General features: G+C 48.5%; 34 protein-coding genes and 1 tRNA gene. 19 read left to right on the top strand and 16 right to left on the bottom strand.

Annotated features, from left to right (window positions below; genetic code table 11):
• Positions 1-109 precede the first annotated feature (109 nt).
• The 3 genes from GO003_RS18525 to GO003_RS18515 are packed head-to-tail and all read right to left on the bottom strand — an operon-like array spanning position 110 to position 1,704.
• The gene (locus tag GO003_RS18525) at positions 110-544 is read right to left on the bottom strand and encodes a hypothetical protein (protein ID WP_159655382.1); all 435 of its coding nucleotides are present in this window, start codon (positions 542-544) and stop codon (positions 110-112) included.
• Positions 541-1,044 carry a hypothetical protein gene (locus GO003_RS18520; RefSeq protein WP_159655384.1) on the bottom strand — a complete coding sequence of 168 codons (504 nt, stop codon included), beginning with the start codon at positions 1,042-1,044 and terminating at the stop codon, positions 541-543. The genes GO003_RS18525 and GO003_RS18520 overlap by 4 nt, the downstream gene beginning before the upstream one ends.
• Before the next feature lie 57 nt (positions 1,045-1,101).
• The gene (locus GO003_RS18515; protein WP_159655386.1) at positions 1,102-1,704 is read right to left on the bottom strand and encodes a hypothetical protein; all 603 of its coding nucleotides are present in this window, start codon (positions 1,702-1,704) and stop codon (positions 1,102-1,104) included.
• A gap of 554 nt (positions 1,705-2,258) precedes the next feature.
• On the opposite strand from GO003_RS18515, the gene GO003_RS18510 reads away from it, so the two are divergent.
• The 6 genes from GO003_RS18510 (at position 2,259) to GO003_RS18485 (ending at position 5,514) form a co-directional block, all read left to right on the top strand.
• A complete protein-coding gene (locus GO003_RS18510; RefSeq protein ID WP_159655388.1) occupies positions 2,259-2,480 on the top strand; it encodes a hypothetical protein in 222 nt (73 codons plus the stop codon).
• A gap of 318 nt (positions 2,481-2,798) precedes the next feature.
• Positions 2,799-3,092, top strand: a complete 294-nt coding sequence (locus GO003_RS18505) for a class I SAM-dependent methyltransferase (RefSeq protein ID WP_159655390.1) — start codon at positions 2,799-2,801, stop codon at positions 3,090-3,092.
• Positions 3,093-3,365: 273 nt separating this feature from the next.
• A complete protein-coding gene (locus GO003_RS18500; RefSeq protein ID WP_231089075.1) occupies positions 3,366-3,863 on the top strand; it encodes an amine oxidase in 498 nt (165 codons plus the stop codon).
• Positions 3,860-4,480 (top strand): glutathione S-transferase family protein, encoded by a 621-nt coding sequence (locus GO003_RS18495; protein WP_206444647.1) that lies wholly within the window; start codon positions 3,860-3,862, stop codon positions 4,478-4,480. Before GO003_RS18500 ends, GO003_RS18495 begins: the two co-directional genes overlap by 4 nt.
• 39 nt (positions 4,481-4,519) lie before the next feature.
• Entirely contained in the window at positions 4,520-4,915 is a 396-nt protein-coding gene (locus GO003_RS18490; protein WP_159655393.1) for a bacteriohemerythrin, read from the top strand.
• Positions 4,915-5,514, top strand: coding sequence for an alpha-ketoglutarate-dependent dioxygenase AlkB family protein (locus GO003_RS18485; RefSeq protein ID WP_159655394.1), 600 nt, complete (start codon positions 4,915-4,917; stop codon positions 5,512-5,514). The genes GO003_RS18490 and GO003_RS18485 overlap by 1 nt, the downstream gene beginning before the upstream one ends.
• Positions 5,515-5,606: 92 nt before the next feature.
• Here the strand turns inward: GO003_RS18485 and GO003_RS18480 are convergent, their stop codons facing one another.
• The 3 genes from GO003_RS18480 to GO003_RS18470 are packed head-to-tail and all read right to left on the bottom strand — an operon-like array spanning position 5,607 to position 7,188.
• Complete coding sequence (locus GO003_RS18480) at positions 5,607-6,422, bottom strand: symmetrical bis(5'-nucleosyl)-tetraphosphatase (protein ID WP_159655396.1); 816 nt, start codon at positions 6,420-6,422, stop codon at positions 5,607-5,609.
• A gap of 32 nt (positions 6,423-6,454) precedes the next feature.
• Complete coding sequence (locus tag GO003_RS18475) at positions 6,455-6,829, bottom strand: hypothetical protein (RefSeq protein ID WP_159655398.1); 375 nt, start codon at positions 6,827-6,829, stop codon at positions 6,455-6,457.
• Positions 6,826-7,188, bottom strand: coding sequence for a NifB/NifX family molybdenum-iron cluster-binding protein (locus tag GO003_RS18470; protein WP_159655409.1), 363 nt, complete (start codon positions 7,186-7,188; stop codon positions 6,826-6,828). Before GO003_RS18470 ends, GO003_RS18475 begins: the two co-directional genes overlap by 4 nt.
• A 308-nt stretch (positions 7,189-7,496) precedes the next feature.
• Between GO003_RS18470 and GO003_RS18465 the strand changes: the two genes are divergently transcribed.
• Positions 7,497-7,883, top strand: a complete 387-nt coding sequence (locus GO003_RS18465) for a NifB/NifX family molybdenum-iron cluster-binding protein (protein ID WP_159655400.1) — start codon at positions 7,497-7,499, stop codon at positions 7,881-7,883.
• Between the two features lie 138 nt (positions 7,884-8,021).
• Here GO003_RS18465 and GO003_RS18460 read toward each other — a convergent pair whose 3' ends face one another.
• Positions 8,022-8,159 (bottom strand): hypothetical protein, encoded by a 138-nt coding sequence (locus tag GO003_RS18460; RefSeq protein WP_159655402.1) that lies wholly within the window; start codon positions 8,157-8,159, stop codon positions 8,022-8,024.
• A 162-nt stretch (positions 8,160-8,321) separates the two neighbouring features.
• On the opposite strand from GO003_RS18460, the gene GO003_RS18455 reads away from it, so the two are divergent.
• The 3 genes from GO003_RS18455 to GO003_RS18445 all read left to right on the top strand — a co-directional run bounded on the left by GO003_RS18455 (position 8,322) and on the right by GO003_RS18445 (position 9,577).
• Complete coding sequence (locus tag GO003_RS18455) at positions 8,322-8,876, top strand: flavodoxin (protein ID WP_159655404.1); 555 nt, start codon at positions 8,322-8,324, stop codon at positions 8,874-8,876.
• 78 nt (positions 8,877-8,954) lie between these two features.
• On the top strand, positions 8,955-9,155 hold the full coding sequence (locus tag GO003_RS18450; protein WP_206444648.1) for a hypothetical protein: 201 nt from the start codon (positions 8,955-8,957) through the stop codon (positions 9,153-9,155).
• Between the two features lie 14 nt (positions 9,156-9,169).
• Positions 9,170-9,577 carry an ankyrin repeat domain-containing protein gene (locus GO003_RS18445; RefSeq protein WP_159655405.1) on the top strand — a complete coding sequence of 136 codons (408 nt, stop codon included), beginning with the start codon at positions 9,170-9,172 and terminating at the stop codon, positions 9,575-9,577.
• 30 nt (positions 9,578-9,607) lie between these two features.
• Here the strand turns inward: GO003_RS18445 and GO003_RS18440 are convergent, their stop codons facing one another.
• From GO003_RS18440 to GO003_RS18430, 3 genes are all read right to left on the bottom strand, one after another.
• Positions 9,608-10,564 (bottom strand): hypothetical protein, encoded by a 957-nt coding sequence (locus GO003_RS18440; protein WP_231089074.1) that lies wholly within the window; start codon positions 10,562-10,564, stop codon positions 9,608-9,610.
• Entirely contained in the window at positions 10,548-10,694 is a 147-nt protein-coding gene (locus GO003_RS18435; RefSeq protein WP_159658550.1) for a hypothetical protein, read from the bottom strand. Before GO003_RS18435 ends, GO003_RS18440 begins: the two co-directional genes overlap by 17 nt.
• A 147-nt stretch (positions 10,695-10,841) precedes the next feature.
• Positions 10,842-12,059: a Fic family protein gene (locus GO003_RS18430; RefSeq protein WP_159658551.1), complete on the bottom strand. Its 1,218-nt coding sequence runs from the start codon at positions 12,057-12,059 to the stop codon at positions 10,842-10,844.
• Between the two features lie 394 nt (positions 12,060-12,453).
• Between GO003_RS18430 and GO003_RS18425 the strand changes: the two genes are divergently transcribed.
• Positions 12,454-12,801 (top strand): hypothetical protein, encoded by a 348-nt coding sequence (locus tag GO003_RS18425; RefSeq protein WP_159658552.1) that lies wholly within the window; start codon positions 12,454-12,456, stop codon positions 12,799-12,801.
• A gap of 190 nt (positions 12,802-12,991) precedes the next feature.
• Here GO003_RS18425 and GO003_RS18420 read toward each other — a convergent pair whose 3' ends face one another.
• Both GO003_RS18420 and GO003_RS26425 read right to left on the bottom strand, forming a co-directional pair.
• On the bottom strand, positions 12,992-13,120 hold the full coding sequence (locus GO003_RS18420; RefSeq protein WP_231089214.1) for a DUF3047 domain-containing protein: 129 nt from the start codon (positions 13,118-13,120) through the stop codon (positions 12,992-12,994).
• 205 nt (positions 13,121-13,325) lie between these two features.
• Positions 13,326-14,480 (bottom strand): tyrosine-type recombinase/integrase, encoded by a 1,155-nt coding sequence (locus GO003_RS26425; protein WP_331001669.1) that lies wholly within the window; start codon positions 14,478-14,480, stop codon positions 13,326-13,328.
• A gap of 631 nt (positions 14,481-15,111) precedes the next feature.
• Here GO003_RS26425 and GO003_RS18410 point away from each other — a divergent pair.
• The 3 genes from GO003_RS18410 (at position 15,112) to GO003_RS18400 (ending at position 18,790) form a co-directional block, all read left to right on the top strand.
• On the top strand, positions 15,112-16,083 hold the full coding sequence (locus GO003_RS18410; protein ID WP_159658554.1) for an AcrVA2 family anti-CRISPR protein: 972 nt from the start codon (positions 15,112-15,114) through the stop codon (positions 16,081-16,083).
• 784 nt (positions 16,084-16,867) lie between these two features.
• A protein-coding gene (locus GO003_RS18405; protein WP_407942126.1) for an IS3 family transposase occupies positions 16,868-18,351 on the top strand; the annotation gives its coding sequence in 2 pieces (ribosomal slippage) (positions 16,868-17,279 and positions 17,279-18,351; 1,485 coding nt in all).
• Positions 18,352-18,544: 193 nt separating this feature from the next.
• A complete protein-coding gene (locus GO003_RS18400; RefSeq protein ID WP_159659455.1) occupies positions 18,545-18,790 on the top strand; it encodes a hypothetical protein in 246 nt (81 codons plus the stop codon).
• A 25-nt stretch (positions 18,791-18,815) separates the two neighbouring features.
• Here the strand turns inward: GO003_RS18400 and GO003_RS18395 are convergent, their stop codons facing one another.
• From GO003_RS18395 to GO003_RS18385, 3 genes are all read right to left on the bottom strand, one after another.
• A complete protein-coding gene (locus tag GO003_RS18395; RefSeq protein WP_407942104.1) occupies positions 18,816-19,829 on the bottom strand; it encodes an IS3 family transposase in 1,014 nt (337 codons plus the stop codon).
• Positions 19,829-20,137, bottom strand: a complete 309-nt coding sequence (locus tag GO003_RS18390) for a hypothetical protein (RefSeq protein ID WP_231089073.1) — start codon at positions 20,135-20,137, stop codon at positions 19,829-19,831. The genes GO003_RS18395 and GO003_RS18390 overlap by 1 nt, the downstream gene beginning before the upstream one ends.
• A gap of 24 nt (positions 20,138-20,161) precedes the next feature.
• A protein-coding gene (locus tag GO003_RS18385) for an IS3 family transposase (protein ID WP_231088839.1) occupies positions 20,162-21,720 on the bottom strand; the annotation gives its coding sequence in 2 pieces (ribosomal slippage) (positions 20,162-21,258 and positions 21,258-21,720; 1,560 coding nt in all).
• 200 nt (positions 21,721-21,920) lie between these two features.
• Between GO003_RS18385 and GO003_RS18380 the strand changes: the two genes are divergently transcribed.
• Together GO003_RS18380 and GO003_RS26245 are read left to right on the top strand one after the other, a co-directional pair.
• Positions 21,921-22,175 (top strand): hypothetical protein, encoded by a 255-nt coding sequence (locus GO003_RS18380; RefSeq protein ID WP_231089072.1) that lies wholly within the window; start codon positions 21,921-21,923, stop codon positions 22,173-22,175.
• A 180-nt stretch (positions 22,176-22,355) separates the two neighbouring features.
• On the top strand, positions 22,356-22,487 hold the full coding sequence (locus tag GO003_RS26245; RefSeq protein WP_269144424.1) for a hypothetical protein: 132 nt from the start codon (positions 22,356-22,358) through the stop codon (positions 22,485-22,487).
• Between the two features lie 367 nt (positions 22,488-22,854).
• On the opposite strand, the gene GO003_RS18375 is transcribed toward GO003_RS26245, so the two are convergent.
• Positions 22,855-22,930, bottom strand: a tRNA-Lys gene (locus GO003_RS18375).
• A gap of 989 nt (positions 22,931-23,919) precedes the next feature.
• Here GO003_RS18375 and GO003_RS18365 point away from each other — a divergent pair.
• The 3 genes from GO003_RS18365 (at position 23,920) to GO003_RS18355 (ending at position 25,652) form a co-directional block, all read left to right on the top strand.
• On the top strand, positions 23,920-24,396 hold the full coding sequence (locus tag GO003_RS18365) for a carbohydrate-binding protein (protein ID WP_231089071.1): 477 nt from the start codon (positions 23,920-23,922) through the stop codon (positions 24,394-24,396).
• Between the two features lie 218 nt (positions 24,397-24,614).
• Positions 24,615-24,977 (top strand): DUF4870 family protein, encoded by a 363-nt coding sequence (locus GO003_RS18360; protein WP_159658322.1) that lies wholly within the window; start codon positions 24,615-24,617, stop codon positions 24,975-24,977.
• 63 nt (positions 24,978-25,040) lie between these two features.
• Positions 25,041-25,652, top strand: a complete 612-nt coding sequence (locus GO003_RS18355; RefSeq protein ID WP_159658321.1) for a fumarylacetoacetate hydrolase family protein — start codon at positions 25,041-25,043, stop codon at positions 25,650-25,652.
• Positions 25,653-25,685: the final 33 nt, after the last annotated feature.

Raw genomic sequence — 25,685 nt, 5'->3', positions numbered from 1 at the left:
GTAGAAACGTTTTTAACGTTTCTACCCAGCACCTGCTCAATTTTTAGATTTTCATTGTAATTGATAGAGCTCTTTAAGTCATAAAGATCTTTAAAAATGAGTCAAGTTTTCATGCGGTCAATTTAGCCTCCTGAATAAGCCTGTCGACTGCTTGACTGGCTTGAACAAGAACACGAGGAGCTTGCCCGGACGTCAAGGGTTGTTCGATGGCAAGCACGGTGCTGAAAAACCGGGCCTCGGCTCGGGTAAAAAATAGGATGATCCGTATGCCGTCTTGAGTCACACGATACCGATTCGAATGGGGCTGGCGTTCGATCAATCCATGTAGCCGCAGTCGTCTGAGATCATAGGTCATCCTACCTTGTGAGTATGTGCTGGGATCGTGATTAACCAGCTCCGCCACTTTGTTCCGCAGGTCTGCATTCCGGAAGCCTTCAGGTAATAATTCAAACAAGCACAAGGCAGACATTAAAGCCAGTACGCGAGGATCGCCAAAATGAAGGGCGCTGGCCAGTTGTTTTTCGTTGACGATCGGTTGAATCACCGAGTGGAATTGTGCTTTGCCGATCGAACAGTCATGGCTGAGAGTTTGGACGTTGAGTAAACGACGGTTGGCTGAAAAGCCGATCTCCCGCAAGGCGGGCAGATTGCACAGCTTGCGGCCGATGGCAAATCGTAGGTGTTATTAATGGTGGTTTCGGTGCGTAGCGCCCGGCCTTCTTTATGGTACTGTTTGATCTTGGTGTGTTTGTATTGTGCGTACAGGGATGGCACAACCCCTTCGGTCAGTACGCGGGTGCGAAAACAACCCGGTGTGCGTTTGGTCACGCGCCGGTTAAAGATCAATTGCACCTGATCGGGCCGACCAATATCCAGGTTCTCACGAATCACTTGTTCAAAGAATTTCCGCCCTGTGCGGGGAAAGTCAAGTACCTGCGTCAGTGAAAACTCGGCCTGGAGTATGGACAACTCATAGCGATAACCGGCCGCACGCGCTTCGGGTCGGTAGGGATGAGGTAAGCGGGCGAGCCATTTGCGAAACACCGCGTCGATTTTTTCGCTATCGAGCGAATTGCACAGTTCTTGTAAGCGCGCGGGGTTCTAGCAGGACAGCACACCATTATCCAAGGCTTCGAAGGCAATGCCTTCTTTGGCTAATTGGCGCTTGACCCATTCATGACCGTTGATGCAGACCTTGATGGCATAAGGAAAGTAAGAACAGAATTTGATGAACAGAGGGCCGAAGTCTTCATCCAGCAGATAGAAGTAGTAATGGTTCGGCAAGGCCGTGCCGCGGCTGATCCAGGGATAGGACTTGCCGGTTTCGGCATTACGTTTATGAATCGTCCGGAAAACAGCGGCTTTTTCCTGAGCCTTGCCAATATACAACACCCCTTCGGCAAAAGAGGCGCGAGCCAGATAGTCTTGGGTGACGTCATCCTTGCGCTGGTTTTTATCGAAGGTGATCAAATCAACATGCTGGTCTTTGGCAAACACCTCTATCGCATGAATAACCGCCTGGGACAACGGCGAGATGACCGCCGTCGATGCAATGGGGAATCCCAAGTGTTTGCGCACGAAATGAACGAAACCGCCTTCTGTCTGAAGCTCTGGTACGTAACCATTCAAATACATCCGGTTAATGCATTCCACTTCCAGGACAACATGATTTTTGATTATTTCAGCAACGTTTTGAGATACCATAACCGCGGACTCCGTTGGCTTTTTATTATTTGACCTTATAGGTCCGATCGCTCAGCGATCTAATACCGAGCATGGTAAATTTACCATACTCGACGCGCCAACGGGGTCCACCCAACTTTAATTTAGCGCCACCATGACTCGTTGGTCTGAGGCGAAGCCTCGTTAGTTATTGAATTTTGGATAGTGACTCTGACCGGCCGGTTATGGCCGTCTGGTTGAGGTCGCCAACGGCGGCTTTGTAGCCCTCGAGTTCGCAGAAAATGGGATTGGCTGATTGCCCGGTTTGGAGAAGTCCGAGTGGCAAAAATGGGTCGCCTGGAGACCGAGTTCTCTTCAGATTAATCGCCGGAAAGCTGTCATTGAATTCCGATTCCTGAAAACAGCCAGTCTTCACTGAGTTCAACCGACCCTTGTGAGTGGTCGCAACTTCTGATTCAATGGTAGTGAATTTGCCATAATCGCTTTTCGCCGATGACATACTGAAACTTTCCGGGGATTCAACTAACATGCTCTAATAAATTGAAATGCTTATGAAGATAAGGGTGATCCATTAAATGAAAAATATCAGCAGAGAACCAGATTCTGTTCATACTTTAAAACGAAATCAATTAATTAGAAGCTTTAATAGCGTAGTTAAAGAATACCCAAAGGCACTTGAAATGGGGCGCGAGCAAGCAGTGGAGAAACTTCTGTTACTGGAAGAAGAAGGCAAAATAGTCATTTCATTTGAAACAATAAATAGTATCGTTTCGTGTAAAATCGACTGGATTTCTTAGAAAGAATTACACTTAAAGATAAAATGCATAAGCGTCTCCAGCCAAAAGCTGCGCCACTCGTATTTTACTCTGCATTTTTTTACTGCTAGTGATTTACGACATTGAACGACAGCTTTCAGGTTTGTAGCCGCCATACCTTAAAAAATTGAATTTCGCAAAGTGGCTGTAGTGACTCAGTGATAATGGCAATTTGCTTGCCGAATACCGGACAGTCAACTGAGTCAAAGGATGCCTTAACTATTGAAATTAAATAGAAACCCCGACGGTCGGGTGATGGCCGACTGCCTTACATATTTTTCGGCCGATTCATTTCCTGGCATGAATGACTCCTTTCAAAATCAAGATCGCGATTACACCAGTGATAACAGGGCTCACTTCGATGATTGGTTGAAACAACCACATCCGTTGAGTTGTATCAAAGATTTCGAAGACTTCGTGAATGGTGCAGACGGAGCCGGTTTACCAAGGCAAGCCGATCTCGTCATGCCGACTGACAACTTGCTGGTTATTGAGCGTCGAGTTTTCCGGCGTAAGATCGGCAGGCGCCGAAAGCTTAACAGGGTATTCGAAAGAGGAGACCAACTCCGGCGCCTAGTCCTCACCGCTATTTGACTTGTTCATCGGATTATCCTTCGTTCATCGACAAACTCAGAACGAGCTATCGCTTTAAAAAACCAAGGGCTGTTTTGTCGATCGGAAATTGTCGTGATCGAGACAATTCAGCGCTATTTTTACTTCCATTTCGTAGTATCGCTCCTCTGAGAACAAGATTCTCTCCAATCACAAAGGGGGTCTGTATCGACCAAATTCCTTACTGCTTCAACTCTTTTCGAGTCGACGGTTTGGGTATGTATTCGATTTATCCCGCATTGGCCCCGATATTGAATGTATTTTGTTTTTGTTTACAGCGAGGTTCCCAGCATGTCGCTAGACCAGCGTAACGACGTCAGCATGGTGCAGTTCCGGGATTATTTGAATCAGCGTAAATCCGGTATGAAAACAACTTATCAACAACGTTTGGCTGGGAATTTGTCGAGGCAGCAGTGGAACGGGTGTTTTCAGAACAATGTGGTGGACGTGCTTGCCGAAACGTATCGGGATGCCTTGGCCTACTTGCAAAGCTTGCCATTTAGCGGCGGAGCAGTCGATGTCGATCGTGGCATGTCATCATTGACCCGGCGCCTGATTCCCGTTTTCGATGGTTTTGTAGACGAATTTTTGTTGTTCGTTGTCGACATGCACCGTACTTCCTGTGCACTATCCAACTTCCCGGACGAGCATAAACCTAGCGACGACTATATCGATGCAGTCAAACGCGAAGTCGCCGAACAATGGCGCGATTTCGCACTTAGTGCTAACGAATTCTTTTTAGAATGCCGATGAAACTTTACATGACGCCCGGCTCTTGCTCGACAGGTATCCATATTTTGCTCGAAGAGCTCGAGCTGGTATTCGAGGCCCACATTGTCAATCTGCTGGCGGGGGATCAACACAAGACAGACTATTTGGCGATTAATCCGAAGGCCACCATTCCGGTTCTGCAAAAAGACGACGGAAGTGCCTTGACGGAGTTCTCTGCGATTGCTTGGTGGCTGGCAAGACGTTATCCAAAGGCCGGTTTGTTGCCGGAAGATATCGACGACGAAGCGAAAGCCATCGAGTTGATCGCATACGCTACCGGGACGGTGCACGGACAGGGCTTTGCCCGAATCTTTACGACCGACAAATTTACGCTGAATCCGGCCGATCATGAAGCGGTCAAAGCACAGGGTTTGGACATCATCCACCGTGGGTTCGAGATTCTGAACGGTCAATTGTCGGCCAAAGGTTACGCCATGGGACGCTTTGGTATCGCTGACGCGGCCTTGTTTTATATCGAATTTTGGGCAGACAGGTCAGGCATCACGTTGCCTGAAAACTGCCTGGCTCATTACCGCTTGATGTGTTCCCGGCCAATCGTCAGGCGGGTGATGATAGAAGAAGGCTATCGGCTGGAATAGAATCCAGGAAACGATGGGTATTGTTTAGGTGAAACTAACATGGCATTAATTGATTTGGCTAGCGTCAAGACGGTAAATCATCCTGCAATCGACACCGACCACCAGGCGTTCGTCGGGTTGCTTAACCAACTGGACGTTGCGAGTAACGCGGATTTTCCTTTGTTATTTAAGGCATTGTTCGAGCATACCGAGCAGCATTTTGACAGGGAAAATCAATTGATGAAGGAACACGGTTTTCCGGCCCGGGCAGAACACATGGGTGAGCATCAGCGGGTAGTGGGAGAATTCAAGCAGTTTCAAAGCCGGATCGACAAAGGCATGGTGGCTTTTGGCCGCGCGTTTGTTAAAGACCGTTTGCCGCAATGGTTTCAATTGCATGTTACGACGATGGACAGTGCGCTCGCGGCCCATATCAAAACAGGGTCGAAAGCCTGATGCAGTGTTCGGAATTGGAACTGATCGAGGATTTCTATGATGCAGGGGAATGCACACGATTATTGCACTATTTTCTGAAACAGCATGCCTGGCCGGACAATCGATACGAATACGGGGGGCGCCGATTCGTATTGCCGAGATTGCAGACCTGGCATGCCGATGCCGGCATCCGCTACAATTACAGTAACAATTTGCTCGTCACTCGGCCTTGGAACTCCGTTCTATCGAGCCTGCGCGCCGACGTGGAAGCCAAATTACAGCAGGCTTTCAATGCGGTGTTGGTCAACTGTTACCGGAACGGCGAAGATCACGTCGGCTGGCATGCCGATAACGAGCAGGAACTCGGCGAGTCGCCGTGTATCGCGTCCTTGAGTCTGGGCGTCACTCGAGCCTTTTCATGCCGGCACAATCGAACGCTGAACACCGAGAGCGTGTTGTTATCGGCCGGTAGTCTGCTGATCATGTACCCGGGTTTTCAACGCGATTGGCAGCATAGCGTGCCGATAGAGCATGGGATTCTTTACCCACGGATTAATTTGACGTTTCGTAAGGTGATTGAACCAGCGGTTGTAGCAAAGTCATTGAATTGGGAGGCCTGATCTGAGCGTTGGGATATTGAGTTGCGATCCCGGTTGCATATCCCGTAAACGTTCATTTTTTGGGTGCCACTTTTATCCCAGTCAAGGTCGACTCAAATCGCTTCTGGCAAGCCGTTATTACGTTCGATGCTGAAAACTTCCGGATCGGACGTTAATTTTAAGGCTGACAGTACCGTTTGACACGCCAACGGGAAAATGCCTGGAAAGACCGAATCTTCAAAACTGACTTCGTCACTGAAAACGATATTCAGATGAGCGGTGATGCGATTCGGTAACCGATACCAAGGCACTAACGGTGAAGTTTGTTGGTAGATCGGGCCCTGCTCCCTAAAATCCAGTTTGCCTTGGTCCGTGCAGTAAGCCATTGCTGTGTATGCATTGGTTATGAAATTCGTGCGTTTCCAGCCGGTCAGTTTGGCGTGCCAGCGAGTTTGGTCTTGGCGCCGGTTTTCTAAAAATGCAATGTACTGCCCACTGACAAGCACCGATTCTACTTCGTAAGCAAAGGTCAACGCTTGGCTGAACGTCCATTCGGTCGGTATCCCGGCATGCACCATCGTAAAATTCAGTTTGGAATCGTGGTGGATCAAGGTGCGTTGGCGCAGCCACTTCAAAAGTTCGTCCTTATCCTCAGCGGCCAGTATGTCGTCAAACGTATCGTCGGTTCGACTGGGCACGATGCCCGCGGCGACGCTGAGCAAATGCAGTTCTTGGCTACCTAATACGGTAACGGCATTTTTGCCAAGATTCTTGACAAAACGGAGCACGGCCAGCGAATCTGGGCCGCTATTGACGAGATTGCCGGCAAACCCCAAGCGATCGGTATCCGCTTCGTAACCAATTTTTTGCAGGAGCTGAATCAAGGCGGGGTAGTCACCGTGCACGCTTCCGATGGCATAGCTGGTCATGATGTTACCTCATGCCCACGCGATCGTCGGATTCATTGCTCTGCTTCGTCATCGTCATCGTCGGCGCCATCCAATAAGCCTTGCTGCCTGATCATGGTTTTAAAGCCTTTCATTACCGGGCGGGAAATCGCGGTTTCCGCCAATACTCTTTTTTCATAAATCAACAGCTTCAGTGCTTCGTCGTCATGATGACGCGCCGAATCGATCAAGGAATGCAAAGAACTTTCCAAAACCTGACCCGGAAACGATTTGATGGCATCATAAAGCATAGTCATGACGCGTTTTTCGCCTTCGCGCATTTTGCATTTGCCGTCAAGTATCTTTAGCATGACGGCAGTGGCGCAATCGATGTGCAAGGGATGCAAGGGGTGGGCTTTTACCCAAGTCTGAACTTGTACGAAGTTCATGGTGTTGCCTCAGAGGTGTCTAAGTGACTGACATAATCGATTAATGAAGCTTCGATGGCTTGGTAGGCGAAATCTGAAACCGCTTTTACTCCGATGGCCTGACATTTTTCAATAGGTCCTTCTCCAATTTTAGCGATGAATACGGCATGACAATCTTTGATAGCCTCCAGGATGCCCACCATTGCGGACTGGTCTCCCTGTTGGCCCAGGCAATAGTTGGAGACTTCCCGTATTTCAAGCAATTTGCAGCTTTCCGGGCTGACTTCGTAGATGCGAAATTGTTTGGTGTGGCCGAAATGCTCGCTAATGGCTAGTCCTTCTTTGCTAGCGACCGCCACTTTTACAGGGAATCTAGGCATGCGTTTTTTACTGTCGGAAATGGCTTTATTTGAGCGCAGCAAGACGAGTGCCAATCTGAAAAGATCTTATAGTCAAGGATTTAGCGGTTACGATCAGATACGAACTCGATGAATTTGTTGGCTTTGTAACAAAAAATAACGCTTACTTTTACGGTTGAGGGCACACATTCGGTCGGCGTTTACTATTTCAGTAGGCCGGTGCCATTAATGAATTTCCTATTAACCATTGAAGCTCACGTGCAGTTGACTTATTCCTGGCGAAGCGTTCTACTTCCCAACAAATTTCATTTTTACGAGGAATTTTTACAATGACCGAAAAACTGATTGCATTGGCTGTCGGAGACGATGGAAACCTTGCGCCTCATGCGGGGAGAGCTTTACGATGGCTAGTTTACGTGGTTTCCGACGCGTCGGAACCAAGCCTTGCGTGGACACTTGACCTGACAGATGCCGGTAGTCTTCATGAATGGCATGTGCGTGGCGATGGTAATCGTCATCCTTTGCATTATGTTGATGTCGTTATTGCTGGATCGGCCGGAGACGGGGTCAAACGAAATTTATTGCAGAGAAACACGACTTTATTGACCACTGTTGAGACTTTACCCCTCACTGCTTTGGAAGCCTATCGAGCTGGCAATTTAACCGAAGATTTACCGCATCTGGAACAACAATGCCGAAAAGAGGATAACAGTTAATTAACACGTTTAAACCCGAGTGATTAGCACGGTAGGATGCGGTAAGGAACGAACCGCATCGATCGAGAAGCCTGAAAATATAACTTTATTCTGACCCCCCGATTATTTCATGCGCTTGTTCGTCGAGCGCTCCTCTACTCATCTGGCATTGTGCTCAACCTGTTTTTCGAAGCCGATCGCAACCCGGACTTGAAAGGCCAGATTTCCAGTTTGCTGGACGGCCGGAGTCCACACCGGGTAGGGCAATTGTTGCATTTGCCCTGCAATTGTAGCCATGACCTCATTTGCCCGCAGCTTTTCCGATCAACATCCGCTACAAATAACTGATATTTAATAAAAAAATATTCCCATTGATTCTTCAAAACCTGGATCGAAATTTGCTGCTTTGAAATAAAAGGCAGCTTGGCCTAACCCAGCAAACTCGATGACAGGTGACTTATGAGCAAAATCGGCATTTTTTTCGGCACGGATACCGGCAGCACCCGCCTGGTGGCCAAAAAAATTCATGGCCTGTTGGGCGAAGAGTTAGCTGACAAGCCCAAAAACATCAATCGCACCAGCCCCGCCGAACTGCTGCGGTACGACGCTTTGATCTTGGGTACGCCCAGTTACGGCGTCGGCGACTTGCCAGGTCTGGCGGCGGGTTGCCTGGAAGCCAATTGGGCCGAGTTCTTACCCTACCTTGACGATGCCGATCTGAGCGGCAAGCGGGTTGCCCTCTTCGGCTTGGGCCATCAGGAGCGTTACGCATCGCGCTTCGCCAGTTCCTTGATCAAACTGTATCAGGTGTTTTACGGCAATGGTGCCAAAATGGTCGGCCGCTGGAGCACCGAAGGCTACCAATTCGAATATTCGGCCTCCATCATCGACAACCAGTTCGTCGGCTTGGTTTTGGATCAGCGCGGCCAGCCGCATTTGACCGATGAACGGCTTAGCATCTGGCTGGAGCAAATCAAGCCGCAACTGTTGCCGAATTTGGCGCAGGCGGCTTGATCATGCTATCCGCCAATCACGAACCCGACCTGACCCCGCTGGCCGACTAAGGACGGCCGCGGACGCGTTGGAGCCTTGTTGAGTAAGCCACGCCACCTAGGGTCTGACTTGCCCATGCCTGGCGGTACGGTTAGCTTGATTGCCGCTACCGTGCTGACCATAGATGAACTGAAATTTCTGCGCGGTAAGGGTCCGGCCGGGCGGATGGAATTGGCGGACAAACTTTACGAGGCCGGTGTCGGCCATTTATCCCTGCTCCACCGGCCCTCGGTAGTTTGAACAGGCAGGTTGAATTGAACATATCCGAAGAAATTTCCGGCTGGTTTATCGCTAACGGGTTTCATGCCAAGGCGCCGCTGGCGACTAACGACAAGGGGCTACACCCGTTAATTATAGCGGCACAGCAAGCCCGGCCCGACATACTGGCTTATCTTTTAGATAACGGTGCCGATTTAAACGTACGGGATGATTACGGCAACAACGCCTTATGGGCCGCCTGTTTTGCCGGGTCCGGCGCGTGCATCGGCTTGATGATAGCGGCCGGAATTAATGTCGATTATCAAAACCCCAGCGGCGCCACGGCCTTGATCTATGCCTCGTCCAGCGGCAAGCATGCAGAGGTGGCGCAACACTTCCGTCTACCCTTAATAAACTTACGCCCAATCTTTATAACCAGCATGGCTCTCTTTTCAAGGCGATAGTGCCTGGAAAAAGGACTTATACGCTATCAATCATGGCTTGATCTTTGCCGCAAAATGAATAATATCCGGAAGGAGTTGCAGATAGACCGCCAACTTGCCTAAAACATCGACCGCATCGTTTGGTGGTTTGATGACACGCTTCCTCACTTGCTCAATGATTTCAAGTAACATCTTTTTGCCTCGAAATCGATTGATGCCAACTTCCAGCAAAGGTGATAAAAAAGGCGCGATGATGAGGGTGGCCATTAATCCGCTGGTTGCCCCAACCCAACCTACCCAAGCAGGAACTCCGGTTAGACTCACCCATAAACTGCCCCACCAGGACAGATTGCTGGTATAAATCGCTGTTGCAGCAGCCTGTCCAGTAGCGATGCTGCTGCCAAAGCCACTGGCTCCCAGACCTTTCCCGAGTAATCCGGTCAATAAAAACATCAAGGCTTCTCGTGAACCTTCAACAGGAACAGACATTCGTTCAATATGATGGGCGAGTTGTCTCTCAACGTCTTCACGCTGATGGGTGGGCAGTCCGTCAAGCAAATCACTCAATTGAGCCTCGAAATTAGCTTGATAATGAGCAATATGATCCTGGAGCTTTTTGTCCAAGCCGGGTAAATCAAGCAACTCGACTTCAATCACGGAATACAACTCAAGTTGCTTACCCGATAAAGCAACCGAATTGAGTTGTTTATTCGGTTGATTTTTCTTCCGGGTGGCGGTTGACTTGATAAAACCCCAAACAGAACGGGGCAGGGCAGCTAACTCCCTGGGAATATCGCCTCGGTGTCGCCAATGGCGGCTTAAGACAACACTTGTTGAAGCAAAATAAGCCAAATAGACGGGTGTGACACGGTTTTTGGCCTCATCAAGATGCGACTCAACGATGTTGCTTAGATTTTTCCGGTGTTGTTCGAAAGTTTGCGCGAAACCACAAGCAAGACACTGGCCCGGAAGCTTTGCTTGATCGTTTTGATTATCGGGCTGAGACATTCAATTTATCGTTATCGGCTTCGTGCATTTCTCCCTCGTCCCTGATGTATTCCCACAAGCCGTGTTGATGCAGCCAAATGGGATCAGCATTTTGCTGGATGTACTCGTCAGCATCAATTCCTTCGATCATGGACGGGTCTTTTGACTTTTACTTGATTGCCATTATTTTACTCAAATGGCTAAGACAGGCGGCAGATTCCTCGTAAACCAGAGTTCACCTTGCCGTGTGCCTTGGTAACCCGTTGAGCACATACAAAATATCTTCCCAGTTTCATGACTAAAATAGCGTTCTTCTTTCATCCTTTCTATCTTCATTTTGCAAATCAGAGGGTGAACTATTCAGCAGTTTAATAGCTTCCAGGGCGACAAATATTCTGTTCCGTTGGCGATCTGATTGCTCAACAATACCCATTTGATTTAATTTGTTCAGCGCCGTATTTGCGGCAGGAAAGGAAATGCCAAGCTTGTCTTTGACTTGATTTACACTAACAACAGGATTAGCGATTAGAAGTTCGGGGAGCTTATTAATCGCTGAATCAGAACGCTGTCCGAGGTCATTGACGGCTATTTGCCATCGCTTAAGGATAGAAAGAAGTCCTTTAGCTGTCATTATTGAATCATGTGCAGCGAATTTGACGCCTTCTGCAAAAAAAACAATCCAGTCTTGCCATTTTTCTTGCAGTTGCACATTTGCCAAGGCGTCATAATACTCTTTTTGGTTTGATTTTAAGAAGCCAGCCAAGTAAACCGGTGGATAATCTTCTTTTGCAAGCATCAGGGGTAATAATAACCGCCCCACTCGACCATTGCCATCAATAAAGGGATGAATAGTTTCAAATTGTGCATGCGCTATCGCCATCCGAAGTACGATTGAAATTACCCCATAATCTTCTTCATCAGGTTCATAGTTCAGAAATGATTCGAGGTCATTCATGCAGTATTGAACATGACAGGCGGGAGGGGGCACAAATCGAGCGTCATAGATTTTGAATCCGCCAATCCAATTTTGCTTTTTTCTAAACTCCCCAGGTGTTCCTTTGAACTCTTTAACCCCCTCCATAAGATGCCGATGTAATGCTAATAACAATTCATTAGTCAATGCCTTGCTGTTGCCGTTACGAATTCGTTTAAGGCCATAATCAAGCGCTTTGACATAATTAAGGGTTACTAATACATCTTTTGGTAAACCTTCATCACTTCCGGTCGCTTCGTAGATAAACAAGTCGTTGACATCAGAGTGAGTGCCCTCGATTTGACTGCTCAGCACCGCTTCACGTCGATCCAATGTCCGCATCACGATATCTGGATTTGGAAGTTGATGTGTTAGCAGCTTTAGATCGCTAAGCGCCTCGTGAGCATGAATTAATTCGTTAGGAATGCCAGCTATCGCCATCTTTCGCGGTGTGAGTGGCGGTACAAGCGCAAAAGCGCCAGAATAACCATCGACAGGCACCAGCAACTTTTGTCTTGATGCGCAAAGATCGGATTTTTTCATGACGATAGCCTTTAATAACAAACTTCATTATTAAATTTTAGCACGTTATTCTTTAATAACGAGGCGCGTTATTAAAGTTTATATTCCTGCTTGGATTCAAGCTTTAACCGGTAATCCTCTGCGGAGTGATGAGCGTGTTTTCGTAAGGCGCTTAGCTAGACCGAAAAGGTAAGGGGCTCATTTTGGAGGGAGGCGTTGATTCCACTTCCCCAAAATCGGTTAAACGGGTTACAAGAAATACAGGTATCAACTGACGAGCGAGTCGTTATCGTCTAAGCATTCTTGTTAAGAATGCCCCACTTTGAATGGCTGCTAAGCGATGTGTGAGGGCTAATTTACGCAATTAAACACGTGTCAGGGGTGATCCATTATGGAGAAAAAGAGATATATCAAGATGGCTCTGAGCTCATCAAACCCTAATCATAAGATCATCATGGCTTGGCTGGATTCATTGAGTTCAGATAAGCGAGGAAGATTAACGGCAGGGCATTTTCAGAAGGCCTTGCTTGATTATATTGGTCATATCAAGACAGTGAAGACCGCCAGGCAGGGGCTTAAGGTTAAAAACGGTTCAGCAGGTCCGGTAAGCAAAGCCCGGAAAATTGAAGAAAAAACGGATATAAAGGTTTTGGCTGAGCCGGTAAATAGCGATGTTGTCTATGAGGATAATACGCACAAAACCCAGAATGGCCAATTTTCAAGCAGTCTTTTGAAATTGATTAACAACTCGGATTTTGATTAATGGGTATCACGTTAAATTTAATGTAAATATCACTGCAATAAGCCGTTGCCTTGTGCCTTGAGAATTATCGCTGTCGGACAGGATAGCAACCGCTCAAGATAGTGAATATCTTCCCGAAATTCGTAATTAAGGCCATCATAAATAGCGCCTTTTTCTGAATAACAGGTATCCGTTTGATCGGTTGATGATCTCAGTGCAATTTACCGTTAAGACCTGATTGGGCGTAGGTATTAAGCCAAACTTTGCCGACCGGCAGGCTACTTGAACCAACATAATTGATGGCCATGGTTTGCCAGAAAGCAGGGCCGCCACTGACGATAACATAGACGCTTGCTGCATAATCGTCGCCGGATTTGGTCTGCTCATTACTTCAGCCCGGATAGCAACACGGAGTAGCATTAAAATTGATGAGATTTTTGCACGAAGGGATTGCTCTATAGAACTGAATTATCGAGGTTTCCAACACTCAATTTGCTGGCTTACAACAAAATTAGAGTGCTGAATACGCTGATATCCGGCAACCGTCACCTGCATTTCTGCTTTGCCGCTGCCATATCGAGCAAGCGGTCACTCCATAACATTAAGGCATCGCGTTTTTCTCGGTCATAACTGTGCCGATCATAAACAGCGGTGATTCCGCTCTCACTGTGATTGAGTATCTTTGACACCGTCAGTCTCGATACGCCCAGGCTGGTCATGTGGCTCGCAGCAGTCCGGCGCAGATCATGAGGCGTAAAAGGCGGGATTTGAAATAAGGCTTCATTTTTATGTAGCGCATGATCAATACTGGTATCCCGTATAGGTTTATCCCCTTTAGCGGAAGGGAAGAGCCAGCGTGATTCTCCAGAAATCAATTTAATTTTTTCAAGCAGACTTAAAGCCGACGGGGATAACGGAACCCGATGGGATAATTTGTTTTTGACTTTTTCACTCGGAATTGTCCACCAGCCATTATTAAGATCAAACTCGCACCATTCGGCGATGACAATTTCACCTTTACGTTGCGCCGTCACTAACTGAAACTGCAAGCATAACCGAGAGAGTTCACTCATGGATGCAGAGCTTAGGGTTTCCCAAAATTGGACAATCTCGTCTTCTGAAAGCACGCGATCTTTCTTGTTTTCTTTTGCCGGCATTTGAACCTGAGCACAGGGGTTGATCTCAAGCAAATCTCGGCTGATTGCCCAGTTAAATAATTTTCGCACTAAAGCGAGGGTACGATTAGCTTGGATGGGTGCGCGCAGAACGATTTTATCTAACAGCGCAATTATGTCGCGTCGTTTGATCTCATGGGCTTTTACATTTTTCCACAGGGGTAAAGCGTCATGGTCAAGGATACGTTGATCTTCCTTCCAGGATTTTTTTCTAGCCTTGGCATGTAACTCAATATATTGCTCGGCTAATTGGCCGAATGTGACAGCGCCGCGATTGACTTGCTTTTCACTTGCAGGATCATTGCCCAGCGCCGCTTCGTGCAACAATGCTTTGGCTTTTTCTCGGGCGTCCGCTAAGCCGAGGGCAGGGAAGGTGCCAAGCGTATAGCGGCGCAAACGACCGGCATGGCGATACATGACAAACCAGCTTTTCCGTCCGGCAGATGAAATGCGTAATCCGAGTCCAGTGGTCCGCTCATCAAAATAGTCGGTCTGGCCTTGGTCTGGAAGTTTCACGGTATCAATCCAGCGAAGCGTAAATGAACATTTGGGATGATAGGAATGAGAAGGCTGAGTTTAGGTAACAGATAGGTAACAAAATGACGTTGACAGTATAGTTCAGCCTGAAACAGATTGAAACAATAACTTAAATATAACACATATATTACAAATAGTTACTATCAATAACTTGTTTCATGAAGTTTCAAAATGGCACTATAATGACCGATTTGTAATCAGCCGGTCGCGGGTTCGAGTCCCATCACCAGCTCCAATAAAATCAAGGCCTTAGGTTTTTTACCAAGGCCTTTTTTATTGCCTGGGTTAGGTATGGGTTAGGATTATGAGAGAACGTGGAGGAACATAAGGGGGCTTTTTCTCTTATACATAATCCCCGCCATAGCTTTTCTTTAAGAAGTCCCCAATTGCGTTATCGCTTTTAAATCCACTTAATGCAGTTTCATTTCAAGTTCAATGGCCCACGCAAAGCAGGGGCTTAATTTTTGTCAGTCCTTCAAAGGGCCCTCTTCATGAACTACCCAAAGGCGGTTAGTCTCTAAATCTACTCGTCTGTTCCTATCGATCGTTATTAAGGCATTATGGGGTAATTTGGGCGATTTATGCTTAAATAACCTGTTCGTCGGACCCGTATCTTTTCATGTTACGCCCCATTCAGCAGCTGAACGCCATTGCTAAACGCTACCCTAACGCTTGGAAACAGGTCGATATTTTCCGGCAAAACCGGGGCAAAGATTTACCCGATTGGCCGACGTGGTGCTTTATGCCAATGGCTGCTTGGTACTCGATTATCAGCACGCATCATAAAACCGAGCGTTTACCGTTGAATCTCATTGGCGACGTGGCGCAACTTGCCGCATTGGGTTCATGGCGTTACAGCCAAGGTATTTACCGGTTCGACCCGGACACGTTTTCGGCATTGTCGGATACTCTCTTTAAAGGCGAAATCCCGAGCGAGGTTTTACTTCGTTTACCTGAATGGTGTATTTACATTGAAATACCGGAAGATTACCTGTGGTTTGATGAAAAGCTGTATGGTTTTTGGGTGTATCTCGAACAAGACTCTAACACGCATCGAAATGAATTACGTTTTCTGCTCGATACTGAAACGAAACTGCAGCCACAAATTCTGAATATCGGACCTTGGACGATTACCGAAGCGGTGGACCGGTGGTTTAGCGAAGGGAAACGGCAGGCAGTACACGCAAAGGTTTTAATTCATGGAACATCGGAATTAAGCAATTCGATCGAAAAAATAGCCCAATTGATTAATCCGTTGGTGAGTCTGGTACTGTATTTATCCAGTAAAGAACCGGAAATTGTCGACCGGGCAGAGCCTGAAAGCAAGCCAAGTTACCCGCGACCGAAAAAAGTCAAAGCCGGTTGGCGTTTGTTTCCGCCCGACAAGCCGAAAATCTGGACGATCGGCGAGAAAACCGGCGAACAATTGCGGCAAGCAAACGCCACAGAACCAACCGGGCGCTCCGTCAAACCACATTTGCGCCGGTCACATTGGCACGGCTTTTGGCGAGGCCCTAAAGCTGGTGAGCGTCAATTTAGCTATAAATGGCTTTCACCTATTATAGTGAGGGGCAATGACCAGGACGATTAATAATACCTGTTTAACCCCACTTTTTTGGGTGGGAAACCGAAGCCGCTCCTAACGAATTATTTATCAAGATACTATTTTTAGTATGCATATTCCATTCGAAACTGCCAAATTCCTTTATCGAGGCGGCTTCTATCTTAAGGCGAAACTGCTACTTCCAAGATTGGGACTGAAGGAGATTGGAATGACGCGGGCACAAACGCCCTACCACAACTGTCCAGCCTTAAGTGTGAAGCCATAGAAGCAGTTAAACTATGAATGACAGCTATGAAGGAGGGGTTGCTTCAATGGCGAATTAACAATTCCGGCCAAAACCGTCCATTGAAGATGCCGACGAAATTTTTGTCGCTAACCTCAACGAATGGCAGCTTTGCGGCGAGCTACCTTGAGTCCTCTTTGACTTGACCCGGCCAATTCTTGACATTCGCTGATGGCCAAAATCAGTGAAATGAACGTCAGCAATACCTCAGACTGCCGACGTTCTCTAATGTCTGACGATCTCCCGCACTTCGGCAGAAAAGCTGACTGTCCAGATCATGGTTTTATTAGGGTGATGCCGAGGAGTTTCTTTCGTAAAGGCGGGAGAGATAGCTGGCCTGTATGTGATTGAAGAGTGTGAAGTAGATCAGCCAAGTTTTGGTTTATATCTTGTTCTTCTGCCTCATATTGACCCTGCGAAATCTTGCCAGCTCGAACCCCCTGTGCCAATATGACCTGAGACACCTACCCCTCGGAAATTAGAGTATAAAGGTAGGCCAGAATCATGAGCAAATCGAAAGCAGAGACCATGGAATCACCACAAGTAACTGCGCCGGAGGTCGCGTTGGAAGACGCCCGTAGGGCGGCTGAAAACGCGACCTCCGGCGCGCGGCCCGACCCAGAGGTGGTTGCCACCGCCCAGCGCCGACAATTTACCAGCAGCGACAAGCGCCGCATCCTGGAGGCCGCTGATCGCTGTACCCAGCTGGGTGAGATTGGCGCTTTATTGCGCAAAGAAGGGATTTATTCCTCCCATCTGTCCACTTGGCGTAGGCAGCGTGCTGCCGATGAGCGCGCCGCGTTGGCGCCGCAAAAACGCGGGCGCAAGGCCGACCCTGCGCAGGCCGAGGATCGTCGTGTGCACCAACTTACCCAGGAAAATGAGCGTCTGCGCCGCAGACTGGCTCAGGCCAATGCCATTATTGAGGTCCAAAAAAAACTTTGCGTCTTGTTCGGTCTGCCGACGGACGAGACGCCGAGCGAGTCCTGCTGATGCAAGCCCTTAACCAGTTGGCCCCGGAGGTCGGCCTGGCGTCGGCTTGCGCGGCCCTGAATTCGAACCGCAGTTCGGTCTATCGCGAGGATGCCCGCCGGCGCCTCTTGGTGCCTGTGCCGGTAACGCGGGTGCCTCGTCCGTCCGTCCCGTTGGCTTTCTCGACCAGTGAGCGCCAGCAACTGCTGGCGGTGCTTAACAGCGAACGCTTCGCCGATTGCTCGCCGTATTTTGTCTATGCCACCCTGCTGGACGAGGGGCGCTACATCGGCTCGGTGCGCACCTTGTACCGCGCCCTGGAGGCGGACGGCCTGTCGGCGGAGCGCAGGCGCCAACGGCTGCACCCGGTCTATACCAAGCCGGAACTCCTGGCCACCGCGCCCAATCAAGTCTGGAGCTGGGATATCACGAAACTCAAAGGCCCGGCCAAATGGACCTGTTTCCACCTGTATGTGATCCTGGATATTTATAGCCGCTATGTGGTCGGTTGGATGGTCGCTCCGCGGGAAACCGCCGAACTGGCCGAGCAGCTCATCGCCGAAACAGTGGCCAAGCACAACATCACGCCGCATACGCTGACGCTGCATGCCGACCGCGGTTCCAGCATGCGCAGCAAGCCGGTGGCCGCCTTGCTGGTCGATCTGGAGGTCGCCAAGACCCATAGCCGGCCTTATGTCTCAGATGACAATCCCTATTCCGAGGCCCAGTTCAAAACCCTGAAATATCGGCCTGATTTCCCCGTCCGCTTCGGATGCCTTGAAGATGCCCGCAGCCATTGCCAACGCTTCTTCCAGTGGTACAACCAGTCCCATTGCCACTCGGGCATCGGTTACATGACCCCGGCCACCGTCCACTTCGACCAAGCGGCTAAGGTATACCAAGCCCGCGCCAAAACCCTGGAGACGGCTTTCCTTGCCAACCCAAAGCGATTCAAAGGACAGTGCCCCTTGCCGCCCCGCTTGCCCAACGCCGTTTGGATCAATCCGCCTAATAACACAAAGGAGAAACTTGACCCATAAATAAACAACAGTTAGACACTAAATAAAACAACTTGGTGTCTCAATGTCATTGACACATTCCGGTTTCGCAAACCTAGTTTGCAACTATGAGAATTTGTATTATTGCTGTGGTAACTGCAATAGTCGAAAGAATAATGATTGGCCGCTTGACGAGAAAGTCGGGCCTTACGTTGTAAACCCCTGTGACCACGAGATGGCTGCGCATCTTCGATTCGATGCAAAAACCGGTATGGTCGAGGCCCGAACTGCCTATGGAGAACACATTAAGGAGCTACTACAGTTAAACGATGATACCGTAGTTCAGTACCGGCTAGGTACGTTGACAACTGTTCGCTTGTACTCTATTGAGATTGATCAGTTGGGTCGTCAATTAAAAGCTCTTGCAGGACAGCTTCCGGAATGTGTCAATGACTTTGAGACACCCAGTTGTTTTATTTAGTGTCTAACTGTTGTGTATTTATGGGTCAAGTTTCTCCCTTTGTGTTATTAGGCGGATTGATCCAAACGGCGTTGGGCAAGCTGGGTGGTAAAGGGCACTTTCCTTTGAATCGCTTTGGATTGGCGAGGAAGGCAATCTCCAGGGTTTTTGCGCGTGCTTGGTATACCGTAGCCGCTTGGTCGAAATGGACGGTGGCCGGGGTCATGTAACCGATGCCCGAGTGGCAATGGGACTGGTTGTACCACAGGAAGAAGCGTTGGCAATGGCTGCGGGCATCTTCAAGGCATCCGAAGCGGATGGGGAAATCAGGCCGATATTTCAGGGTTTTGAACTGGGCCTCGGAATAGGGATTGTCATCTGAGACATAAGGCCGGCTATGGGTCTTGGCGACCTCCAGATCAACCAGCAAGGCGGCCACCGGCTTGCTGCGCATGCTGGAACCGCGGTCGGCATGCAGCGTCAGCGTATGCGGCGTGATGTTGTGCTTGGCCACTGTTTCGGCGATGAGCTGCTCGGCCAGTTCGGCGGTTTCCCGCGGAGCGACCATCCAACCGACCACATAGCGGCTATAAATATCCAGGATCACATACAGGTGGAAACAGGTCCATTTGGCCGGGCCTTTGAGTTTCGTGATATCCCAGCTCCAGACTTGATTGGGCGCGGTGGCCAGGAGTTCCGGCTTGGTATAGACCGGGTGCAGCCGTTGGCGCCTGCGCTCCGCCGACAGGCCGTCCGCCTCCAGGGCGCGGTACAAGGTGCGCACCGAGCCGATGTAGCGCCCCTCGTCCAGCAGGGTGGCATAGACAAAATACGGCGAGCAATCGGCGAAGCGTTCGCTGTTAAGCACCGCCAGCAGTTGCTGGCGCTCACTGGTCGAGAAAGCCAACGGGACGGACGGACGAGGCACCCGCGTTACCGGCACAGGCACCAAGAGGCGCCGGCGGGCATCCTCGCGATAGACCGAACTGCGGTTCGAATTCAGGGCCGCGCAAGCCGGCGCCAGGCCGACCTCCGGGGCCAACTGGTTAAGGGCTTGCATCAGCAGGACTCGCTCGGCGTCTCGTCCGTCGGCAGACCGAACAAGACGCAAAGTTTTTTTTGGACCTCAATAATGGCATTGGCCTGAGCCAGTCTGCGGCGCAGACGCTCATTTTCCTGGGTAAGTTGGTGCACACGACGATCCTCGGCCTGCGCAGGGTCGGCCTTGCGCCCGCGTTTTTGCGGCGCCAACGCGGCGCGCTCATCGGCAGCGCGCTGCCTACGCCAAGTGGACAGATGGGAGGAATAAATCCCTTCTTTGCGCAATAAAGCGCTAATCTCACCCAGCTGGGTACCGGTAAATGTCAACGTAGTTGTCGCATGAGTTGAAAATTAATGAACGGTAGTGTCGGTATTTTTTACCGCACTATCGCTCGGTTTATCGGGATTTAAACAGACTTCTGCCTGCCATTCCCAGTTTCGGGTATTACGACTCCAGCGCTCCGGTTTTTTGGCTTTAGCGGCCTCGTAAACGGCCTTGCGTTGCTTCAGGATCGCCCGATCTTCACCCCTGTGGCGTTGCTCAGGCGTTACAAATTGAATGCCACTATGCCGATGCTCATGGTTGTACCAGGCGACAAAGTCGGTTACCCAGTCCCTGGCGGCGGTGACCGAGGCAAACGGTTGGGTCGGATACTGGGCGTCGTATTTCAGCGTTTTAAACAACGACTCGGAATACGGGTTGTCGTTACTCACCGCCGGGCGACTCCGTGAGGGTGTGACGCCAAGCTGCTGCAAGGTTGCCAGCAGCGTTGCCCCTTTCATCGGGCTGCCGTTGTCGGAATGTAACACCAACTGGTGCGGTGGAATCCCTTCTCGTTGGCAGAGATCCGTGATCAGATCGGCCGCCAGTTCGCTGTTTTCTTGTTCATAAACTTGCCAGCCGACAATCTTGCGACTGAAGATATCCATGAACAGATACAGATAGAAAAACTGGCCTTTGATGAGGCTGGTCAAATAGGTGATATCCCAACTCACCAGTTGTTTCGGTGCCGTCGCGATGAGGGCTTTCGGCTTACTACGCTCGACCGATGGACGGCAGGCATGACGGTGTTTGACTTGTTTCGCCTCGCGAAAAATGCGGTAAATCGTCGACTCCGAGGCATAATACTCGCCGCGTTCGGCCAACATCGGCACGATCTGATGCGGTGTTTTGTCTTTGAACTCATCGCTGTTGGCTAGGGCTAATACCTGAGCGCGTTCTTCGTCACTCAAACGATTACAAGGCACGTGTTGACGGCGCGTGCGACCGTCAACCGGCACGGCTTCGGGACGTTGCCAACGTTGTAATGTGCGTAGCGGTAGCCCCATCACCTCGGCAGCTTTGGCTTTACGGGCTCCGTGATCAAACGCTTCGTTAAATAAGGTGAGTAAATGGGTGCGTTCTGCAAGAGGGATCATGGCGCCTTTTCCTCCCAGAACGCGTGGCACTTTTTTTGAAGAATCAACAAAGCGGCGGCTTCTGCCAAGGCTTTCTCCTTGCGTTGCAGGTCTTTCTTCAGTTGTGCAATCTCGTTCTCCAAGGGTTTCAAGGCTTTCCTTGAGACTTGGCTGGGTTCGGTGACCTCAAGAGGTTTAATAAAGTCTTGTTGCCACGTTTGCAGGTGATGGGTAAACAAGCCTCGTTCACGGCAAAAGGCATTGAGTGCTTCGCCTTCCAAGCCCGCGCTGGCTAGCAAGGCTTCAAACCGTTGTTCCCGAGTCCAGTCTTTAGGACGTTGTTGATTCATAGTGTTTGTTGTTGATTTGGATCGTGTCTGTTTAAGCCAGCCTTTCAGAGTAAACACACTGATAGTCAATTCATCGGCAATCGATTGAATACTTTTATCACCGCGTTGCAATACTTTACTCAGGGCTTGCTGTTTAAATTCTTCACTATAACGGGTTTGCATTTTGTACCTCTATAAAATTTTAGAGGCGACAACTATCCTGACACTGAGGGTGAAGGATGTCTGCGCGCGATAGCGCCGCCTAGGAGTTTGTCGCCCATCAGGCCTCCTGAGCGAGCGCCCAGAATGGAAGGATCGCAGAGCTCCGCAATTCTTAGGGCTCTGTACATCGGTGGCGGCAACTATCCTGACACAGGGGGGTTGTGATCGTGCTCATTGAAGAGGTTGACGGAACGATCCTCAAACATCAGCGTGAATTTGGCGGGTTTAAACGGAACATGTTCGCGATGGCATTTTGGTTGCTGGAGCTTCAGGTATCACTGGTGGTCATGGAGAGCACCGGTATTTATTGGAAAAGCGCCCATACCCACCTCGAGCGGGCGGGCATTTTAGCCATGGTCGTTAATGCGCACTTCATCAAATATGTGCCGGGCCGAAAAACCGATAGGGGCGACTAGGAATGGCTGGCCGTACTCGCCCGTTTTGGCTTGATGCACGGCAGTTTCATCCCGCCCAAAGATTTGCGTGAATTGCGCTTGATTTCACGTTATCGCCGTTAGTTCTCACAAATGTTGTCGAGTGAAACCAACCGTATACACAAAATACTGGATGTTGGCGGCCTAACATTAGGCGCGGTAGTGTCTGATATTAAGGGCGTAACGGCCAGCGCCATGGTGGCCGGCTTGGTGGCGGGTGATCACTCACCACGCTGGATCAAGGCTCTCAAGAAAATCGGCAAATTGCCTACGGCAAAACCTGCCCTAGCCTGATCGGTAACTGATTGATTTTTTTAACCTGACTAATTCAGGAGGGGTTCCTTTGTCCAAAATGTTATGGCTTTCATGGTAACTTTAAAGGTTAAGTTCAAAATCAATCGCGGCATGATATTTAAATGAAGATTTGGCAAGTGATGTATAAGGCTCAGCAGTTATTAGGTAAAGTTTAATAACTCAATTATCAAGTATTGCTTTATATCTCAAATCGAAGGAGCGTTCTGTTTTAAATTACGACTGGCTAAAGGTGTTTTTTATGCCAAAAATTTGGCAAGTTTTGCGGGTATTTTTTTAGAAGTGCGCCAAAATTGCGCAATTTTTAAAAACACAATGTTTGAAAAGCTTGTAAGCCATTGATTTTTATTGGTGGGGCGTCAGGGATTCGAACCCTGGACCCATGGATTAAGAGTCCACTGCTCTACCAACTGAGCTAACACCCCAATTAAAATGATTTTGATGCTCGGTAAACAATAGAAGTAAGCCGATGCACTGGATTGGTCGGTAGATTAGCATAAGTTAGAGGGAGATTAAAGCCTTTAAATTCCTGCCTAAACAGGATTGCCTGGTTTCACTTCTATTTGCTCCGCATCATCGAGAATTGCCCCTTGCACCGTTTGCGTTTAACAGACGAAATCCCAGACCAAATGATAATCAGATCACGCTTATTTCAAATTTATTACGTGGTTTAGGCCTTTCTATTGCAGTCTCTAACAACTAGATCCAGAGCAGGTTGCGCCTTAGGATAGGGGCGGAGATTGCGAATTACTCTCCGTTAAAACACGGGCAGGTTGCAAAAGATGTTAAAGTAGGCATCGCGGGTTGGGACTTGTTAAGCTACAGGTGATAAAATCATTAGGGCTTTTAGGGGCTCATGTAGTTGTATGATCGGCTCTCCCCGGATAAAATCGAGGATACTAAACACCTCAACGCATGATGTTGCCAGTCCAGATTTTATTACTGTAGCGGCGCCCCGTAACTGAGATGAGTTTACCGCTTTATAAAAACGTGACGGGACACTTTATCTTTAGCGTATCCTGATCATCCTCATCCCCCGCGATCTTTGGGACAACTTATTTTCAAGCGTCGAAATTTTACGTGTTTTTTAACAAGCGGCATTAAAGAAATATAAGAAATGCTGGATTTTTGCGCAGAACATAAGATAGTCTTTGATATGGAAATAATTCCAATCCCAATTATTAATGAGGCTTATGAGCGCATGCTGAAAAGCGATGTTAAATATCGCTTGTGATCGATATGAGCAGTCTTGAAATCGTTTAAACCTTAAAAAAGCAGTTGTTGCGCAGTTGATCGATTGAGTTTTCTGCCAAGTACGAGCTACTTTTTTAGGTTAATTCGATGAATCTTTTTCTACTCTACGTTGTAAATTCGAATATGGATTTATTCAGCGTTAACTTAAGGAGTTCCCATTGTGAAAAAAGTTATAATTGAAGAGCAATCAGATATTGAGGGTTGTTTTCAGCCTGAGAACTGGCTCAACTTAGAAAGCGGCGTTACCGTTGAAGTGACCTCGGAAGATCCTGAACATCCTATCGAATCCGCTTTACTGGAGTCGAGCAATGGCGGATGGAGGTCGGCAAAACCGGGCAAGCAAACAATTAGGCTGGTGTTTGATCACCCTCAATCACTCAATGGGATTCAGCTACGTTTTGTTGAATCATCGGTGGTAAGAACACAGCAGTTTGTTCTGAAATGGGCTGACGAGACAGGTGAAGTGCGCGGTGAGATCGTCAGGCAGCAATGGAATTTCAATCCAACCAATGCCTCTTGCGAAATTGAGAACTACACCGTTCATCTGACCGGAGTCAAGTTGCTTGAATTAACCATCATACCTGATATTCATGGTAGTTCAGCCTATGCCTCCATGGTGCATTGGCGAATAAAATAACCATCACCAAAGTTCATCGTAAGCACTGTTGTGAACAAACAGATAATTCAGCAGTCCCATTCCTGTAACGATCAATAACCGTTTGCTTTTTAATGCAAACAAAAAATTAATTTCCGCAACTGATGGGTTAAACCGCATCAGTTGCAGAACTTAGAAGGTTAAAGTGTTCAAAAATAATCCTGCTTAATTGGGTTAACCCATTCAAAGGAGATATTAAGATGAACGACATCATGAACGCCCCACAAAATGATGAACAAATCAAATCCCTGAAAAAACTGACTGCTATTGTTTACCTGTGTCAGGTATTGACCTTTGGGTTTGCCGGCATACCGTTGATTGTGGGTGTCATAATCAATTTCATGAAGCGGGAACAAGTAAAAGACACCTGGCTGGAGTCACATTTCGATTGGCAAATAACAACAGCCTGGATGACGTTGGCGGGTTTGACGCTGTCCGCGCTGACTTTTCAGATGGGTATCGGCTTTTTTATCCTTATACCTACCGTTTTGCTTTATTTATACCGGATTGCAATTGGCTGGTACGCTTTACATGCCGATAAACCGGTCAAAGAGCCTAAGTAAAAGCGAAGAGTATCCTGCAAAAGTGGGATTGACGTTTTGACCCCTGTTAGCGAATAGCCTGCTATGAATTTTGTTACGTTTGAATCTCGTCGTATTTACCCCTCAAAAATTGTCTGCGTTGGGCGAAATTATGCCGAACATATTGCCGAACTAAACAATGCAATACCAGATGAACCGGTCTTGTTTGTCAAACCTAATTCCGCAATTGCTGAAGCGTTATATGCCAATGATGTTTCACCAGTTCATTACGAAGGTGAAATCGTCTGTCTGGTCGAACAGGCTGCAATTGTTGCGTTAGCCTTTGGTTTTGATCTGACCAAACGGGACTTGCAAACCGGGCTAAAATCTCGAGGCTTACCCTGGGAAAGAGCAAAAGCGTTTGATCGATCAGCGGTATTTTCCAGGTTTGTTGAATTAACAGTGCCACTGTCCAGCGTTCGCATGGAATTATGGCTTAATGATGGTTTGGTTCAGTCAGGCGGCTATGAGGCTATGCTTTTCAAGCCGGGCTATTTGCTGGAAGACATCAACCGTTTTATGACATTGGCTGATGGGGATTTGTTGATGACCGGCACGCCTAAAGGTGTCGGTCCGCTTATACGCGACGACCGTTTTCTGGGAAAGCTTTTTAGTAACGATAGGCTTTTGCTGGAACAACAGTGGATAGTTCAATAACAGAATCGCTCGACCGGTTCTCTTCCTGTTACA

Origin of the sequence: Methylicorpusculum oleiharenae, from assembly GCF_009828925.2 — a bacterium.
GTDB lineage: Bacteria > Pseudomonadota > Gammaproteobacteria > Methylococcales > Methylomonadaceae > Methylicorpusculum > Methylicorpusculum oleiharenae.
This window is presented reverse-complemented; position numbering and strand designations above follow the sequence as displayed.